Consider the following 16,210-nt stretch of genomic DNA (forward strand, 5'->3'; position numbering starts at 1 on the left):
TAAGTGGCGGGGGCCGGAAGCCGGCCGGTGACACGGCTCCCGGGCCTGTCACATGGTGACGGCGGAGACGAAGGCACGGAGGAGGGCGGACTCGGCGGCGGTCGGCCACACCAGTCCGTACTCCAGGGGCGGGCAGTCGCGCAGGGGGACGTAGGCGATGCCGGGGCGCGGGTGGTACTGAGCGCCGCGGGCCGCACCCGGGGAGGCACCCCGCCCGGCGGTCACATGGGACAGGACCTCCTGCCAGGTGGCGGCGGTCGGTCCCCGGCCGACGGTGGCGCCGGACGGGGTGCTGCGGGGGTAGTGGTGGTCGGTCCAGTAGCGGGGGACGGTGCCGCCGGGGGCGATCAGGTCGAGGCCCGCGAGGTCCTCCGGGCCGAGGGAGGCGCGGCCGGCCAGCGGGTGGGCGGCGGGCAGGAGCAGTACCCGCTCGTCGGTGACGACGACGGGCCCCGTGGTGAGGCCCGGCTCGCGCACGGGGAAGGCGGCGCACTGGAGGTCGAGCGTCCCGTCCTGCAGGGCGCGGACCCCGCCGTCGAGGGGGACCTCGCGGACGGTGATCTCGCAGCCCGGGTGGAGCGCGGCCACGGCGTCGGCGGCTGCCGTGAGCAGTTCGCCGCCCCACGGGGTGCCGAAGCCGACGCGCAGCCGGCCGTGGACGCCGCGCCCGGCGGCGGTGGCGCGTGCGAGGGCCTCGCCCATCTGCCGGTACGCGGGCAGGAGATCCTCGTACAGGGCCTGGCCGACGGGGGTGAGCCGGACGCTGCGGCTGGTGCGGGCGAAGAGCGGGGTGCCGACGCGGCGCTCCAGCTTCTTCACGGTCTGGCTGATCCGGCCGGTGGAGACGCCGAGGCGCTCGGCGGTGCGCCCGAAGTGGAGTTCTTCGGCGAGCGTGAGGAAAGCCTCCAGTTCGTACCGTTCGAGCACCGGCCCGTCCCTTCGCCGTCGACTGATGGTTGAGCGTGGCTCAACGCCGGTTTCATGATGACACCTTGATGCGCGGGGGCGGCGACGAGGAGCCTTGAGGTGTCCCCCTCCCCCGTACGGAAGAGCCTCCATGGCCTCGCACGCCCCGACTCCCGACGCCCCCGCCCGGCCCGTGAACGTCCTGCTCCTCGCCGTCGCGGGGGCGGCCACCGTCGCCAACATCTACTTCCCGCAGCCGCTGCTCGCCGCCGTGGCGCGCGGCCTGGACGTGTCGGAGCGGACGGCGGGGCTGGTCGCCTCGGCCGCCCAGATCGGCTACGCGCTCGGCATCCTGCTGCTCGTGCCGCTCGCCGACTCCGCGCGGCTGCGCCGCCTCACCTCGGTGCTGCTCGCCCTGACCAGTGCCGCCCTGCTCGTCGCCGCGGCGGCGCCCGACATCGTCACCCTCACCCTCGCGACGCTCGCGCTCTCCACCACGACGGTGCTGCCGCAGATCCTCACCCCGGTGGCGGCGGTGCTCGCCGGCCCCGGCCGGCAGGGCAGGGTCGTGGGCCTGGTCGGCCTCGGCCTGACGCTCGGCTCGACCCTGTCCCGTACGGTCTCGGGCGCCGTGGCCGACGCGAGCGGCAGCTGGCGGGTCGCCTACGTGGTGGCGGCCGTGGCGACGGGCGCCCTGCTCCTCGTCCTGCCCCGCCGGCTGCCCGAGCGGCTCGGCTCGCGGGGACACACCTCGTACGCCCGCCTCCTGGCCGGACTGCCCCGGCTTCTCGCGGTCCACCGGGAGCTGCGCATCTCGGCGCTGCTCGGGGCGTGCGTCTTCGCCGCGTTCAGCGTCTTCTGGGCGGTCCTCGCCTTCCATCTGGCGGCGCCCCCGCTCGGGTACGGCCCCGGGGCCGCGGGCCTCTTCGGGGTGCTGACCCTGCCGGCCGCGCTGCTGTCGGCGACGGCCGGACCGCTGGCCGACCGGTACGGGGCGTCCGCGGTGAACGCCGGGGGTCTGGCCTGCGCGGGGCTCGGCCTCACGGCGGCCGGGCTCGCCCCGTACTCCCCCGCGGCCCTGGTGGCCGGGGCGAACCTGCTCGTGCTCGGGGTGAGCTCGTGCCAGGTCGCGAGCCAGGCGCGGATCTTCGCGATCGGCCGGGCGGTGGCGGCCCGGGTCAACACGGTCTTCATGCTGGCCACGTTCGGCGGCGGAGCCCTCGGCTCCCTCGCCGGGTCCTGGCTGTACGCGGCGCACGGCTGGCGGGCCGCGCTGCTCGCCGCCGGCGCGTGCGTCGCCGTCGCCGGGCTCGTGGTGACGGTCGCGGCACGAGCGGCGGCCCCGACTTGCGTCCGGGACGTCACACGGGAGGCTGGGGGTATCCGCCCGCGCATCCCGCAGGGAGAGTCATGAAGCTGGACCTCACCGCCCTCGCCGACGAGCACCTGGCCGCGGCCCGTACGGCACCGCACGGGCGCAGCGCCCACCGGATCATGCACGACGGAGTGCTGCGGCAGACCGTCATCGCCCTCACCTCGGGCACCTCCCTGGACGAGCACAACGCGCCGCCGGCCGCGAGCCTCCAGGTGCTGAGGGGCCGGGTGAACCTGACGGCCGCCGGGTGGGCGGAGGAACTCCCGGCGGGCACGCTGCGCATGATCCCCAAGGAGCGGCACGGGCTGACGGCCCTGGAGGACGCGGTGGTGCTGCTGACCGCCGTGAACGACTGAGCGCCGGAAATTCCGGTGCCGTGCGGGTGCGTGCCCGTGCAGACTCGCCCCATGAAGGACATGAGGGCGTTCCACCACGAGATGGACCGCTGGGTGGTCGACGACCACGGCGGAGACACGGCGAGGGAGCTGGCCGAGGGCCTGGGGCTGCGGACGGCGGTGCTCCTGGAGGGGCCGAGCGATCTCGCGGCCGTCGAGACGCTGGCCGCGCGGCGCGGCCGGGACCTCGCCGCGGAGGGCGTGTGCGTGGTGTCGATGGGCGGGGCGATGAGCATCGCCCGCTACGCCGAACTGCTCGGACCGCCCGGCCTCGACCTGCGCCTGACCGGCCTGTGCGACAAGCGCGAGCGGGGCTTCTACGAGCGCGGCCTCCGTCGGGCCGGAGCTCCCGACCAGGACTTCTTCGTCTGTGTGGCGGACCTGGAGGACGAGCTCATCCGCGCGCTCGGCACGGCGAAGGTCGAGGAGATCATCGCGGCGGAGGGCGACCTGCGCCCCTGGCAGACCTTCCTGAGCCAGCCCGCCCAGCACGGCCGGCCGCGCGATCAGCAGCTGCGGCGCTTCCTCGGCACGAAGAAGGGCCGCAAGATCCGCTACGGCACCCTCCTGGTGGAGGCGCTCGACGCGGCACGGGCCCCGGCGCCGCTGGAGGACCTCCTCAGGAGTCTGTGACCCGGCGCCTCCGCACCCGTCACCCGGTCCCGTAGGCGCTGGTGCGGACGTCTCCGGACACGGCATCGACCCACAGGATGTCCGGCGATCCCGGGTCCGGAGGCGCGGCCCCCTCACTCCTCGCACCGAACGACTCGTGCACGAGCCACTCGGCACGCCACTCACCGTCCCGTTCCACGGCCTTGAGCGCGAACGCGTCGAACCGCGACCCGTCCGGCACGCCCCGCCCCTCGGACCGGGCGGCGAGCCGTTCCCGTACGATCCGCTCGGCCTGCCCCGCGCTCAGCTTCGGCCGCTCAAGCTCCAGGCGCGTGGGCCCGAGGCTCACGTCGAGACGGGAGACCCGCCCCCGCCGGTCGACCCGTACGTCCAGCGCGCGGGGCATCAGGACACCGTCGTCCTCCCAGGTCCAGCGGGTCGTCCACCCCAGCTCCGCCCGGTCCCCGACGGGGTACGTGCGGTGGGCGCCGGCCTGCCGCGCCCAGGGGTAGTGCGCCCCCATGTACCGCCGGGCCGTCTCGTACGCCGCCTCCTCACCGGCGGGCACCGCGGCACCGTCGACGGGGAAACCCGTGTCGGTGAGGCCCTCGCCGACCGCGAACTCCACGCTGAGGCGCTTCCTGTCCGGCCAGGACAGGGTTCCGTCACCGAAGCTCTGCGGGTGCGCCGGGTCGCCGGAGTGGAGGCCGAAGACGACGTGCGTGCAGGGCACGTCCAGGCACGGCTGGTCGTACACCCGCCCCAGCTCGTACAGATCGCCGAAGGCCTCCTCCACCGCCTGCTCCACCGCCGTCCGCTGTGCGGCGTCCGCCTCGGAGAGGCTTGTGCCGTCCACGTGGGTGAAGGGCACCAGTGGCCGTGCCACGCCCGCACCGAGCACCAGGAAGGCCGCCGCCCCGAGGAGGCCGGCCTTGGCTCCCGCGCTCCAGTCGACGCGGCCCCGCACGGCGAGCACCAGGGCGGCGACGGCGGCGCCCGCGACGCCTCCGAGGATGTTCATCTCGGCGTCCGCGCTGTCGCACACGCGCCCCAGCCCGTCGACGGTCCCCTGGGTGAACTCGACGGCCAGGGGCAGCGCCACGACGGCGACGAGGACGGGAAGGGGACGACGGGACGCCAGCATGGCGAAGAGTCCGACCGGCACCGTCATGGCGAGGTTCCAGAGCCCCTGAGTGGTGCGGAACGGCTCGAGGGCGTCGTGGTTGATGACGCATTGGCCTGCGGCGGGGCCGCTTCCCATGAAGGTGACGCCGATCATGAGGGTCACGGTGGCGGCGAGACCCGCCCACCACCTGCCCCGACGGCTGCCCAGTCGGTGGGCCGCCCACCACGCCGCGCCCGCGAGGGCGAGGGCGACCAGGGCGCAGCCGGCCAGGTAGCCGTAGTGGTCTTGGAAGATCGCGGTGAACACAGGTGCGTTCCTTGCCGGTTCGGGGTGGCCTGAGGAGGCCGAAGGGCCCCGTCCGCGCAGACGGAGCCCTCGTGCCGAACGGTTTCAGCAGCCCCGGACCTCTGTCAGGTCCGCCCCGTCAGGTCAGTCGTCCGCCAGGACAAGGACGAGCGGGGTGTCGCCGCAGGGGCGCAGGCGCAGGCCGTCGGCGCGGTGTTCGGTCGGCGGGCCGGCGAGGACGGCGGCGAAGTCCGGGCCCTTGGTGAGGGATCCGGCGAGATGCGCCGGGTCGGTGGAGGCGGCGACGCGGCCCCGCGCGTTGACGAGCCGGGCCGGTGCGGGCAGCCGCTGGAGCACCGGCAGCACGGCCGCCTCGAAGTGCCGGAGGTAGACGTCGGCGGCGGCCACGCCCACGAACCGGCCGTCGAGCTCGACCGGCGCGGAGAGCGTGAGGCTGTACTCGTCGGAGCAGAGGTAGTCCACGTACGGCCCGGCGACGGCCCGGCGGCCGGTCTCGCGGGGCAGGGTGTACCAGTCCCAGTGGGTGTAGTCGGAGTACGCGGAGTGCTGCGGGTCGAGGTCGAGCAGCAGCGGGCGTACGGCTCCGTCGGGGCCGCGCTGCCACCACTCGAGCCAGCCCGGCACGTCGGTCAAAAGGCCCGGCGCGGCGACGAATCCCACGCCGGAGACGAGCGGGTGGCGGGCGAGCCGGGCCCGCAGCCCGGGGCGCAGGCCGGCCAGGTCGGCGGCGAGGGGTTCCCGCCCGGGCGCGGCCGCCTCGGCGAGCAGGGCGCCGGTGTCGGTGCCGGTCTCGGCGACGGCGGCGAAGACCTCTTCGAGGGTGTCCCGGACACGGCGGACGACCTGGTCGACCGGGTCCGAGTCACCGATGCTGCTCACGGTTTCGTCGACCGGATCCGGGGCACCGATGCTGCCCACGGCCTCGTCGACCGGATCCGGGGCGCCGATGCTGCCCACGGCCTCGTCGACCGGGTCCACGTTCCTGAGGCGGCGGGCCGCCCCGGCGACCGTCTGCGTGTCAGCGATGACCCCCGCGGGGCCCGCGAGCCCGGTGCTCCTGCCCATGCGTGTCCTCCTCGGGACGAGGCTCGGTGGCGCGGCCGGGGGTGCCGAGGCGCAGCGCGATCAGCCGCCCCACTGACTCCCGTACGCACGTCTCGGCGAGCGTTCTGGCCCGCTCGTCGGCCTCATCCTGCACGGCGGAGATCACGGCGCGGTGACGATCCGACACATTGCCGAGATGGACGGGATCGTCGAGGACGAGGCAGAGCAGCGCGCCCAGGTCCGTCTGGAGGGCGATCTCCTCGCGCGTGAGCCGGGCGGACTGGGCCGCGGCGGCCAGTTCGACGTGGAAGCGCCCGTAGAGCCGGCTGCGGGTCGCCGGGTCTCCGGCGGCGGCGAGTTCCTCGACGGTGCGGGTCAGCGGGCGCAGGTCTCCGGGCTGGGTGCGGCGGGCGGCGAGCAGCGCGGCGGCGCCGGAGACGGCGGCCCAGTGGTCGCCGAGGTCGCGGAGTTCCTCGGTGGACCAGTCCGCGAGGCGGGCGCGCAGCCGCTCCTCCGGCGGGTCGTCGGGCAGGGTGACGAAGCTGCCGCCGCCGCGCCCCCTGCGGGTGGTGACGAGGCCTTGCTGCCGCAGGGCCATGAGGGCTTCGCGCAGGGTGACGGTGGAGACGCCGAGCTGTCCGGCGAGTTCTGTCTCGCCGGGCAACTGCTCCCCGTCGGCGAGGAGTCCGAGTTCGATGGCGTCGCCGATGCGGCGGACCACGGTGTCGACCCGGGCCCGGGTGTCGACGGGCGTGAAGACGGCCCTGCGGGCCGCGCCCGTCCCGGCCGCGCCGCCGCCGTCGTCCGGCCTGCCGTTCGGTCTCACGGTTAACCACCTCGCGCGTCGAGCGTTGACTCAGGCTTTACCTTAAAGGGGTCTTGAGATTTGAACTATGACTTCATATGTTTACGCCCACCCGAGCAACGCTCCACCGCACCAGAAAGGTTCCCGCCCATGGAGGGAATGGCGATCCGGCTGACGGGACTGCGCAAGACCTACGGCCGGACCGAGGCCGTGGCCGGGGTGGACCTGGAGATCGCCGACGGCGAGTTCTTCTCGATGCTCGGCCCCTCCGGTTCCGGGAAGACGACCGTGCTGCGGATGATCGCCGGATTCGAGGAGCCGACCGCCGGCACCGTCGAGCTGGCCGGCCGCGACGTCACCCGGCTGGCCCCCTTCGAGCGGGACGTGCACACCGTCTTCCAGGACTACGCGCTCTTCCCGCACATGACGGTCGAACAGAACGTCGCCTACGGCCTGAAGGTCCGCGGCGTCGCCCGCGCCGAGCGCCTGGTGCGGGCCCGCGCCGCCCTCGCGCAGGTCGGCCTCGACGGTCTCGGCAGGCGGCGGCCCGCCGAGCTCTCCGGAGGCCAGCGCCAGCGGGTCGCCCTGGCCCGCGCACTTGTCGGCCGCCCCAGCGTGCTCCTGCTCGACGAACCCCTCGGGGCGCTGGACCTCAAGCTCCGCGAGCGGATGCAGGTCGAACTCAAGGAGATCCAGCGGGAGGTCGGCATCACCTTCGTGTTCGTCACCCACGACCAGGAGGAGGCCCTGACGATGAGCGACCGGATCGCCGTCTTCCACCAGGGCCGGATCGAACAGGTCGCCGCTCCCGCCGAGATCTACGAGCGCCCCGCGACCCCGTTCGTCGCCGGATTCGTCGGCACCTCCAACCTGCTGACGGGGGACACCGCCCGACGGGTGGTCGGGGCGCCGGGCACGTACAGCATCCGTCCGGAGAAGATCCGGATCCTCCCCGACCACAAGGCGCCCGGCGACCCCGGTCACGCCACCGCCGCCGGCACGGTCGCGGAGGTCGTCTACCTCGGCGACTCCACCCGCTTCCTGGTCGACCTCGACGGCGGCGGCCGGCTCACCGCCCTCCAGCAGAACCTGGAGACCTCCTCCGCCGACCTCGCCACCTTCCGGGGCGCCCGGATCGGCCTCCAATGGCACCCGAGCCACGCGGTGCCGGTCCCTGACGTCCCGTGAGCGATCACGGTCCCCCGCACCCCTGCTCCCCACACCCCCGTCCCCTCACGCAACGGAGAAATACGTGCGCCCGCACCGCTCCCTCCTGACCGCAGCCGCCCTCTCCGGGCTGCTCCTCGTCACCGCCTGTGGATCGGCCGACCCGGCGGGGTCCGGGAAGTCCGGTGGCCTCAACCCGCCCGACCTCAAGGCGCCGACCGCGCTCGGCAAGGCCGAGGGCGAGGTCAACCTGATCGCCTGGGCCGGATACGTCGAGGACGGCTCGAACGACCCGAAGGTCGACTGGGTCAGCGCCTTCGAGAAGCAGACCGGCTGCCAGGTCAACGCCAAGACGGCCGCGACGTCCGACGAGATGGTCTCGCTGATGAAGACCGGCGCGTACGACGCCGTCTCCGCCTCCGGCGACGCCTCCCTCCGTCTGATCGCCTCCGGCGACGCCGCCCCGGTGAACACGGCGCTGGTGCCGAACTACGCCGACGTCTTCGCCGGGCTCAAGAACAAGGAGTGGAACTCGGTCAAGGGCGTCGCCTACGGCATCCCGCACGGCCGGGGCGCCAACCTCCTCATGTACGACACGGAGAAGGTGAAGCCGGCCCCCGACTCCTGGTCCGCCGTCTTCGACAAGGCCTCGGCGCACAGCGGCAAGGTCACCGCCTACGACTCACCCATCTACCTCGCGGACGCCGCCCTGTACCTCAAGGCGACCAAGCCCGAGCTGGGCATCAAGAACCCCTACGCCCTCGACCAGAAGCAGTTCGACGCCGCCGTGGCCCTGCTGAAGGAGCAGAACGGGCACATCGGCGAGTACTGGAGCGACTACCTCAAGGAGATCTCCGCCTTCAAGAGCGGCGACTCGGTCGTCGGCACCAGCTGGCAGGTGATCGCCAACCTCGCGAAGGGCGAGGGCGCGAAGGTCGAGGCGGTCCTGCCGAAGGAGGGCTCGACCGGCTGGTCCGACACCTGGATGGTCTCGGCCAAGGCCAAGCACCCCACCTGCGCCTACAAGTGGCTCGACTGGATCGTCTCGCCGAAGACCAACGCCCAGGTCGCCGAGTACTTCGGCGAGGCCCCGGCCAACGCGAAGTCCTGCGCCGAGACCGCCGACAAGAACCACTGCGCCGTCTTCCACGCCACCGACGAGGCGTACTGGAAGCAGGTCCACTTCTGGACGACGCCCATCGAGCAGTGCCTGGACGGCCGGACGGACGCGCGCTGCGTGCCGTACGCCAAGTGGGTCCAGGCCTGGAACGAGATCAAGGGCTGACCCCGACGCCATGACCGCACTCTCCCCCGGGCTCTCCCCCGAGTCCGCGACGCGAGCCGCCGGCCCCGGCCGGAGCGCCGTCCGGCGGTTCGCCGGGGCCCTGCACCGGCGGCCCCGGCTGCGGCTCGCGGCCCTGCTCACCGCCCCGCTGCTCTGGCTGGTCCTCGCCTACCTCGGCTCCCTCGCGGCCCTGTTCCTGTCCGCGTTCTGGTCGACCGACAGCTTCACGTCCGAGGTCGTCCGGATCTGGACCACGCAGAACTTCGAGGAGCTCGTCGGCTCGCCCGTCTACCGGACGGTCGCCCTGCGGACCGTCGGTGTCGCCCTCGCGGTGACCGCGCTCTGCGCCGTCATCGCCTTCCCGCTCGCCTTCTACACGGCGCGCGTCGCGCACCCGCGCCGCCGGCCGCTCTTCGTGGTGGCGCTGCTCATGCCGCTGTGGGCCGGCTATCTGGTGAAGGTGTACGCGTGGCGGCTCATCCTCTCCGAAGGCGGCCCGCTGGACTGGGCGCTGCGGCCGTTCGGCCTCAGCGGACCCGGGTACGGGCTCACGGCGACGGTGCTCGTCCTGACGTACCTCTGGCTGCCGTACATGGTGCTGCCGATCCACACCGCGCTCGCCCAGCTCCCCGACAACCTCCTGAACGCCTCGGCGGACCTCGGAGCGCGGACCTGGCGGACCTTCGTCTCGGTGGTGCTGCCGCTGGTGTGGCCTGCGGTGGCCGCCGGGTCCGTCTTCACCTTCTCGCTCAGCCTCGGCGACTACATAACGGTGCAGATCGTCGGCGGGAAGACCCAGCTGATCGGCAACCTCGTCTACTCCAACGTCACCCTCAACCTGCCGCTGGCGGCCGCGCTCGGCACCGTGCCGGTCGCGGTCATCGTGGTGTACCTGCTCGCGGTGCGGCGCTCCGGCGCGCTGCGCAGCCTGTGACCGGCCGGAAGGACCGCGACCGATGAACCTCTCCCGACCCGCGCGGATCGCGCTGCGCACCGCGGCCGGTCTCGGCTTCGCGGCGATCTACCTGCCGCTGCTGCTCGTCCTGCTCGGCTCGCTCAACCCGGACCGCTCGGCGAGCTGGCCGCCGCCCGGCCTCACGGTCGACTGGTGGGCGGCGGCCTGGGACAACGAGGGCGCCCGCGAGGCGCTGTGGACCTCGGTCCGGGCCGGTCTCGCGGCGACGGCGGTCGCCCTCGTGCTCGGCACGCTCATCGCCTTCGCGGTGCAGCGGTACGCCTTCTTCGGGCGCGAGGCCGTCTCCTTCGCGGTGGTGCTGCCGATCGCGCTGCCCGGCATCGTCACGGGCATCGCGCTCAACTCGGCCTTCGGCACGGTCCTCGAACCCCTCGGGGTCGGTCTCGGCATGTTCACGGTGGTCGTGGGCCACGCCACCTTCTGCATCGTGGTCGTCTTCAACAACGTGGTGGCGCGGCTGCGGCGGCTGCCCGGCTCGTACGAGGAGGCGGCGATGGACCTGGGGGCGCACACCTTCCGCGTCTTCTGGGACATCACCTTCCCGCTGCTGCGCTCGGCGCTGCTCGCGGGCGGGCTGCTCGCCTTCGCGCTGTCCTTCGACGAGATCGTGGTGACGACGTTCACGGCGGGACCCGCGGTGCAGACGCTGCCGGTGTGGATCTTCAACAACATGACCCGCCCTCAGCAGGCCCCCGTGGTGAACGTGGTGGCGGCGGCACTCGTCCTGCTGTCGGTGATCCCGATCTACGCGGCCCAGCGGCTCTCCTCGGACACACAGGGCGGCGGACGGGTGTGAGGGAGCGCCAGAACGGCGGTGGCACCGCTGTCCTGCTAGTTTTCCCGAATGCGCTCTTTGCCCCGTTTCGATGTGCGTGCTCTCGCCCGCCGGGCCGCCGCGCTGCGGCCGCGCCGGCGGGGCGGGGACACCGTCACCGTGCCGGAGGCGGAGAGCGCCGGCCGCGAACGGCTGCGTGACCTGGCGGCGTTGCTGTGCGAGCTCGGCGCCGCACTCCTCCGCGCCGGGGAGCGGACCGCAGAGGTGGAGCGGGTCCTGCACGACGTGGCCGCCCGGTACGGGATGCGGGTCCGCTCCTTCGTGGTCCCCACGGGCCTCTTCGTACGGGTCGGGGGCGGCCCCGACGGCCGGGGCGGCGAGCTGGACTTCGCCCCGGTCGAGGGCCCCGACCTCCGCCTCGACCAGGTCGAGGCGCTGCAGTCCCTCGTCGAGCGGATGCGGGCGACGGAGGTGCCGTTCGAGGACGCGCGCCACGCCCTGCGCGAGGTGCGGGAACGGCCCGAGCGGTTCAGCCCGGCCGCCACCGTCCTCGGGTACGTGCTCCTCACCGTCGGCCTCGGCGCGATGCGGCACGCGACCGTCCCGGCCGTCATCGGGTACGCGGTGCTCGGTCTGGGTATCGGCCTGCTCCGGCTCTTCGGCGACCGGCTCCCTGCGGCCCGTACGGCCCTGCCCGTGACCGCAGCGATCCTGGTCACGGCCGTCTCGCTGCGCTGGGCGGGCCCCCTGCTGCACGAAGTCCCCACCGTCCTGTACATCCCGCCGCTGATCGCCTTCCTGCCGGGCGCGGCGCTGACCCTGGGCGCCATCGAACTCGCCACCGGGGCGGCGCTTTCGGGCATCGCGCGGCTCGCCGGAGCCGTGAACGTCCTGCTGCTCCTGGCCCTCGGCATCCTGGTCGGCACCGAACTCCTGCGGGCCCGCCCGCCGGGCGGGGCCCCGTCCGAGCCGCTGGGCGCCTGGGCGCCGTGGGCCGGGGTGCTGCTGCTCGGCTTCGGCTTCCTGCTGTACTTCTCCGCCCCACCCCGGGTCACCGGCTGGCTCCTGGCCGCGCTGCTCGTCGAGCGCCTGGTCCAGTCGGTGGCCACGGAGTTCGCCGGGCCGACCTTCGGCGCCTTCGCGGCCGGGATGCTGCTGCCCCCGATGGCGACCTGGATCGAGCGGCGCTCGCACACCCCGGACCAGGTGGTGTTCCTGCCCTGCTTCTGGCTCCTGGTGCCGGGCGCGGTCGGTCTCACCAGCGTCTCGGAGATCATCGTGCAGGGCGACACGGCCGGCGGCCTGGACAGCCTGGTCACCATGGTCATCACGGTGGCGTCGATCGCCCTGGGCGTCCTGGTCGGCGCCGGGCTCCAGCGGCGCCCCCGCCTCAGCCTCGGCGAACCGGCCCCGGCCACACAGGGGGACCCGACGGAGCCGGCGGAGGCGGAGCCCGGTCCCTAGGGCTTGTCCGGCCGATCACCGTCCAGCCACCCGTCCACCTCCGCGCCACCGACGGCGTTCGCAGCTCGCCCTCGGCCGGTACGTCCTCCACCCGCGCCGGATCGGCATGGACCGCTGGGAGGCCCCGCCCTTAGCCTGACCGTTGTTCGAAGATCAACGTGTCGGGCGGGTCTCCGGAACGCCGCTCGCAGGGGGTGTGCCATGCACGGTAGGGGGAGCGCGTGATGTCAGGCAGAGCAGGGCTCGTGAAGGTGGTGGCGGTGATCGGGGTCGTACTTGGGGTGATCGGTTCCATCACCGCCTGGTTCCTGTCGTTCGAGGGCTATCTGCCGGGCGACTCCATGGTGCGGACCTGGGCCACTCCGAAGGACCGGCCCAGCGATGGCAAGGCCAACGGCAGTTGGGTCGTCGGGGACGTCGCCGTCCGCAGCCGGTTCGATGCGGTGACCGGCTTCGGCATCGCCGACGGGCAGGACGGGAAGAAGCTCTGGGAATTCGTGCCGCCCGGCCGCGCCCAGATCTGCGGGAGCGCGCGTCGTGCGGGCGAGGGGGTCCTCGTGGTCGCGTACGGCACGGAGAGCAGTGCCACCAGCGGCGGGAGCGGCAAGCCCGCCTCGCCGGGCAAGGGCAAGGGCTGCTCGACCGTCCTTGCCTTCGACATGAAGGACGGGCGGGAGCTGTGGAGCGTCCCGCGGACCGTCTCGGACGGCCGGTTTCCCGGGGACGGCTTCCTGGATGCGGAGGGCGGCCTGGCATTGATCCGCGACGACTGGACCGAGCAGGAGCTGCGGACGCCGAGCGGCAACCGTTCCCTCCGCGCCCTCGACCTGCGCACAGGCAAGGCCCGTTGGACGGCGGCCGTTCCCGGCACGTGCGGGGTATGGGACACGTTCGTGGGCAAGGAACAGGTCCACGCCGTCCTGGCCTGCGGCGGGGAGGACGCGGACGACCCGGGCTCCGACAGCGGCGGGGACGTCGAGCTGATGGCGGCGGCCTTCGATCGCGGCACCGGCGCTCTGAAGTGGAACGTTCCCATCGATGCCCGTCGCCCCGTGTCGATGGACTCCAGCGTGCTCATCGAGTCGGCCGACCCCTTGGTGCTGAGGGTCGTGCGGTCCTCGAACGGGAACTCGGGCGAGGCGACGGGCACGTTCGTCTCCTTCGGCCAGGATGGGCATCCTCGGCCCGGCATCGAGCTCAGCGGCGACTACGGCCAGATCGACGCGGCAGAGGTCGTCGGCGAGCGGATGTACGCGCTGGCGTGGACCTATCACAAGGGACGGCACTACCGGCTGATCGCCTTCGACCTGAAGAGCGGCGAAGAGGTGTGGAACAACGAGTTGGACGAGCCTGCGGCCGGGCTGGCCGTGCGGGGCGACCGGGTCACCGTGCTGTGCGAGTGGTCAACCCAGGCCAGCGCCATCACCGAGCTGCTCGTGTACGACGCCGGCAACGGCGAGGAACTCGACGAGCGCCATTTCCGTGAGGAAGCGCCCAGCGGCTACTTCTTCGAGCACGACGGGCGGATCATCGTCGGGGCGGCCGGCGATCATGCCTTCACCGCGTTCGAGCGCTGGTGAGCCGATGACCGTTTCCTGCCGCAAGGCAGGCCGCCGGTCGAGGCGCGGGTAGTCGACCTCGACGAGGACGACTACCGCTGAACCACAGCTGTCCGGCCGATCCCCTAAAAGGGGGCGAGCCGCTGGAACACCAGGACGAAACTCCGTGGCATAGCCTCGCCGACCGGCTGGTGGAGGTGCTGCTGGAGGCGAGCGCCTGGGGCGCTCGCGCGGCGGCTTCACCGGCAAGATCCACCTGAGCGCGGACGGCCGCTGCCGCCCGTTGTCCCTGATCGTCACACCGGGACAGCGGGCCGCCTGCACCCAGTTCGCGCCGGTGCCGGAGAAGCTCCTTGTCAGCCTGGCCGATCGCCAGCGCGATCCAACGACCGCTGTCGGGGAGCGGCCACACCTGCATGCTCACGGCCTGTTGGCTGAGGTAGTCGAGCGGCTCGGGCACCGCATCACCCACGCAGACAGCACTGAGATACGGTCCGAGGTCCACGATGAACGCATTGCCCCACCGAGCCGTCAGGCGTGCGGCCAGGTCGCCGAGACAGGCGCAGGTTATAGGCCGCGCACACAACTACCCCCGACCATGCGCATCGACCAATGATCGGCCGGACAGGCTCCTAGCCGGTCAGCCGGGCTTCTTCACCCATTCGAGGGTCACGCGCAGGCTCGCGTTCGCGCTGCCCTGGACGACCAGTGCGGTGAGCTTGCCCGCGTCCAGGCCGAGCTGGCAGCCGAACTCGACCGTCGCACGGTCCGGGGCGGCCTGGCGGAGCGCCTCGCCGATCCGTCCGGCGAAGGAGGAGAGGGCCTCGGTGACGCCGGAGAGGTCGGGGAGGTGGTCGCCGAGCGCTTCGAAGTCCGCATCGGGGCCGAGGCGTCGTGCCTCCACGAAGAGCGTCGCGTCCCCGACCTCGATTTCCGTGATCTCCTGCATCGGTGTGCTCCCTGGGGTCGCGCGGTCAGAGGGTCGGGCAGGCAGAGGCTCGGGCGGTCAGAGGCTCGGGCTCAGCGCACCCGCGGCGGACCCGGTGTCGGAGTCCCCGGTCTCGGTGGCGGTGTCCGTGGCGAGGGCGCTGCCCCGGAGCCACTCGGGCCAGCTGAGGTTCCAGTCGCCGAAGCCGTTGCCGAAGGGCGTCATGGGCTCCCCGTACCCGTTGACGACCCGTACGAGATCGCCCTCGCGGACGGTGTGGAAGAGCCAGGAGGCGTCCTCGGTGCTCATCCCCGTACAGCCGTGACTGACGTCCTCGCTGCCCTGGGAGTCGAGCGACCAGGGCGCGGCGTGCAGGTATTCGCCGCTCCAGGTCACCCGGGTGGCCCAGTAGACCTTGAGGTCGTAGAAGTCCTTGCTGCCGCGGGCGATCCCGATGGAGTCCCCGCGCATGCGGACGAAGCGCTCCTTCCCGAGGACGACCTTGATGCCGCTTCTCGTCCGGTAGCCGGACTTGCCGGTGGTCACCGGGAGCGTGCGCAGGAGTTCCCCGTCGCGGAACACGTTCATCCTGTGGGCCGAGACGTCCGTGACCGCCTCGATCCGGGCTCCGGTGGTGAAGGTGAGGGGGCGTGAGGGGCCGCCGTAGAGGCCGCCGCCGATGCGGGCTCCGTCGAGGCCGCTGCGGACGCGGACCGTGGCGCGGGCGGGCCAGTAGGTGCGGGGCCGGTAGTGGAGGGTGTTGGCGTCGACCCAGTGCCAGGCGCCTTCCACATGGGGCTCGGTCCGTACGTCCAGCGCCCGTTCCACGGCGCGGCGCGCGCCCGGGTCGTCCGCCGGGACGGGCCGGCTGAGTTCGGCGGTGACCGGTTGGCCCACTCCGTACGTGCCGCCGTCGTCCGGTCCGAAGGCGACGGTGAGCCGCTCCCCGGCGGGCATCGGGGCGGTTCGGAAGTCGAGGCGGGCGCGGTGCGGGCCGTACGCCCCCGCCCCGTCGACGACCATCCGGGCGGCGTAGCGGGCTCCGGCCGGCAGGGGGGCGACGCTGGTCCACCGGGTGTGGTCCGGGCTCTGTGCTCCGGCGATCCGGCGGCCGCGTTCGTCGGTGACGTTGATGTCGGCGAGCACGCCCGGGGTGCGGAGCGCGAGTTCCACGGGGCCCGCGGCGTGCGGGCCGAGCGTGAACGGCCGGCCCGTGAGGACACGGTCGCCGCCGAGCACGACGGTGTGGGGCGGGTCGGTGCACAGGTCTTCGTCGGCGGCGCAGCCGTCCAGGGAGACGACGGCGGTGGCGTCCCGGTCCGTGGCGGTTCCCTGCTCGCGCGCGGAGTCCGGGGCGGGCGACTGGGCGGCCGTGCTGACGAGGACGGCTCCGACGGCGAGGGAGAGCGCTCCCCACCCTCGTGCGTATCGGCGTGACGACACGTCGGACAGCCTCCCCTTCGTGCGGTGGCGTCGGCGGGCGTTGC

15 protein-coding genes are annotated in these 16,210 nt (G+C 73.1%); 9 read left to right on the forward strand and 6 right to left on the reverse strand.

Annotated elements, in window-relative coordinates; genetic code table 11:
- Nucleotides 1–48: 48 nt before the first annotated feature.
- Nucleotides 49–927, reverse strand: coding sequence for a LysR family transcriptional regulator (locus ACWGN5_RS01560; RefSeq protein ID WP_453510543.1), 879 nt, complete (start codon nt 925–927; stop codon nt 49–51).
- Nucleotides 928–1,057: 130 nt separating this feature from the next.
- On the opposite strand from ACWGN5_RS01560, the gene ACWGN5_RS01565 reads away from it, so the two are divergent.
- The 3 genes from ACWGN5_RS01565 to ACWGN5_RS01575 are packed head-to-tail and all read left to right on the forward strand — an operon-like array spanning nt 1,058 to nt 3,309.
- The gene (locus ACWGN5_RS01565) at nt 1,058–2,320 is read left to right on the forward strand and encodes an MFS transporter (RefSeq protein ID WP_453510545.1); all 1,263 of its coding nucleotides are present in this window, start codon (nt 1,058–1,060) and stop codon (nt 2,318–2,320) included.
- Nucleotides 2,317–2,637, forward strand: coding sequence for a cupin domain-containing protein (locus ACWGN5_RS01570; protein ID WP_086829565.1), 321 nt, complete (start codon nt 2,317–2,319; stop codon nt 2,635–2,637). The genes ACWGN5_RS01565 and ACWGN5_RS01570 overlap by 4 nt, the downstream gene beginning before the upstream one ends.
- A 51-nt stretch (nt 2,638–2,688) precedes the next feature.
- A complete protein-coding gene (locus ACWGN5_RS01575; protein ID WP_453510547.1) occupies nt 2,689–3,309 on the forward strand; it encodes a TOPRIM nucleotidyl transferase/hydrolase domain-containing protein in 621 nt (206 codons plus the stop codon).
- 19 nt (nt 3,310–3,328) lie between these two features.
- On the opposite strand, the gene ACWGN5_RS01580 is transcribed toward ACWGN5_RS01575, so the two are convergent.
- The 3 genes from ACWGN5_RS01580 to ACWGN5_RS01590 all read right to left on the reverse strand — a co-directional run bounded on the left by ACWGN5_RS01580 (nt 3,329) and on the right by ACWGN5_RS01590 (nt 6,590).
- Nucleotides 3,329–4,720 carry a VanZ family protein gene (locus ACWGN5_RS01580; protein ID WP_453510549.1) on the reverse strand — a complete coding sequence of 464 codons (1,392 nt, stop codon included), beginning with the start codon at nt 4,718–4,720 and terminating at the stop codon, nt 3,329–3,331.
- A 123-nt stretch (nt 4,721–4,843) separates the two neighbouring features.
- Nucleotides 4,844–5,785, reverse strand: a complete 942-nt coding sequence (locus ACWGN5_RS01585; RefSeq protein WP_453510551.1) for a cache domain-containing protein — start codon at nt 5,783–5,785, stop codon at nt 4,844–4,846.
- Complete coding sequence (locus tag ACWGN5_RS01590; RefSeq protein WP_453510553.1) at nt 5,739–6,590, reverse strand: FadR/GntR family transcriptional regulator; 852 nt, start codon at nt 6,588–6,590, stop codon at nt 5,739–5,741. The genes ACWGN5_RS01585 and ACWGN5_RS01590 overlap by 47 nt, the downstream gene beginning before the upstream one ends.
- Nucleotides 6,591–6,719: 129 nt before the next feature.
- Between ACWGN5_RS01590 and ACWGN5_RS01595 the strand changes: the two genes are divergently transcribed.
- The 6 genes from ACWGN5_RS01595 to ACWGN5_RS01620 all read left to right on the forward strand — a co-directional run bounded on the left by ACWGN5_RS01595 (nt 6,720) and on the right by ACWGN5_RS01620 (nt 13,816).
- A complete protein-coding gene (locus tag ACWGN5_RS01595; protein WP_453510555.1) occupies nt 6,720–7,757 on the forward strand; it encodes an ABC transporter ATP-binding protein in 1,038 nt (345 codons plus the stop codon).
- 64 nt (nt 7,758–7,821) lie between these two features.
- Nucleotides 7,822–9,021, forward strand: a complete 1,200-nt coding sequence (locus ACWGN5_RS01600) for an ABC transporter substrate-binding protein (RefSeq protein WP_453510557.1) — start codon at nt 7,822–7,824, stop codon at nt 9,019–9,021.
- Between the two features lie 10 nt (nt 9,022–9,031).
- Nucleotides 9,032–9,955: an ABC transporter permease gene (locus ACWGN5_RS01605; RefSeq protein ID WP_453510558.1), complete on the forward strand. Its 924-nt coding sequence runs from the start codon at nt 9,032–9,034 to the stop codon at nt 9,953–9,955.
- A gap of 22 nt (nt 9,956–9,977) precedes the next feature.
- Entirely contained in the window at nt 9,978–10,793 is an 816-nt protein-coding gene (locus ACWGN5_RS01610; RefSeq protein ID WP_453510560.1) for an ABC transporter permease, read from the forward strand.
- Between the two features lie 48 nt (nt 10,794–10,841).
- Entirely contained in the window at nt 10,842–12,236 is a 1,395-nt protein-coding gene (locus ACWGN5_RS01615; RefSeq protein ID WP_453510562.1) for a threonine/serine ThrE exporter family protein, read from the forward strand.
- Nucleotides 12,237–12,460: 224 nt separating this feature from the next.
- The gene (locus ACWGN5_RS01620; RefSeq protein WP_453510563.1) at nt 12,461–13,816 is read left to right on the forward strand and encodes an outer membrane protein assembly factor BamB family protein; all 1,356 of its coding nucleotides are present in this window, start codon (nt 12,461–12,463) and stop codon (nt 13,814–13,816) included.
- Nucleotides 13,817–14,435: 619 nt separating this feature from the next.
- Here the strand turns inward: ACWGN5_RS01620 and ACWGN5_RS01625 are convergent.
- Nucleotides 14,436–14,744: a CU044_2847 family protein gene (locus tag ACWGN5_RS01625; RefSeq protein WP_453510565.1), complete on the reverse strand. Its 309-nt coding sequence runs from the start codon at nt 14,742–14,744 to the stop codon at nt 14,436–14,438.
- A gap of 57 nt (nt 14,745–14,801) precedes the next feature.
- Nucleotides 14,802–16,166, reverse strand: coding sequence for an Ig-like domain-containing protein (locus ACWGN5_RS01630; RefSeq protein WP_453510567.1), 1,365 nt, complete (start codon nt 16,164–16,166; stop codon nt 14,802–14,804).
- Between the last annotated feature and the right edge of the window lie 44 nt (nt 16,167–16,210).

The sequence above is a fragment of the Streptomyces sp. NPDC055815 genome (assembly GCF_053616475.1).

What these genes read in the sequence shown, in the direction of transcription:
- ACWGN5_RS01565 (WP_453510545.1), top strand. Translation starts at nt 1,058, where the DNA reads ATGGCCTCGCACGCCCCGACTCCCGACGCCCCCGCCCGGCCCGTGAAC.
- ACWGN5_RS01570 (WP_086829565.1), top strand. Translation starts at nt 2,317, where the DNA reads ATGAAGCTGGACCTCACCGCCCTCGCCGACGAGCACCTGGCCGCGGCC.
- ACWGN5_RS01575 (WP_453510547.1), top strand. Translation starts at nt 2,689, where the DNA reads ATGAAGGACATGAGGGCGTTCCACCACGAGATGGACCGCTGGGTGGTC.
- ACWGN5_RS01585 (WP_453510551.1), bottom strand. Translation starts at nt 5,785, where the DNA reads ATGGGCAGGAGCACCGGGCTCGCGGGCCCCGCGGGGGTCATCGCTGAC.
- ACWGN5_RS01595 (WP_453510555.1), top strand. Translation starts at nt 6,720, where the DNA reads ATGGAGGGAATGGCGATCCGGCTGACGGGACTGCGCAAGACCTACGGC.
- ACWGN5_RS01605 (WP_453510558.1), top strand. Translation starts at nt 9,032, where the DNA reads ATGACCGCACTCTCCCCCGGGCTCTCCCCCGAGTCCGCGACGCGAGCC.
- ACWGN5_RS01610 (WP_453510560.1), top strand. Translation starts at nt 9,978, where the DNA reads ATGAACCTCTCCCGACCCGCGCGGATCGCGCTGCGCACCGCGGCCGGT.
- ACWGN5_RS01615 (WP_453510562.1), top strand. Translation starts at nt 10,842, where the DNA reads ATGCGCTCTTTGCCCCGTTTCGATGTGCGTGCTCTCGCCCGCCGGGCC.
- ACWGN5_RS01620 (WP_453510563.1), top strand. Translation starts at nt 12,461, where the DNA reads ATGTCAGGCAGAGCAGGGCTCGTGAAGGTGGTGGCGGTGATCGGGGTC.
- ACWGN5_RS01625 (WP_453510565.1), bottom strand. Translation starts at nt 14,744, where the DNA reads ATGCAGGAGATCACGGAAATCGAGGTCGGGGACGCGACGCTCTTCGTG.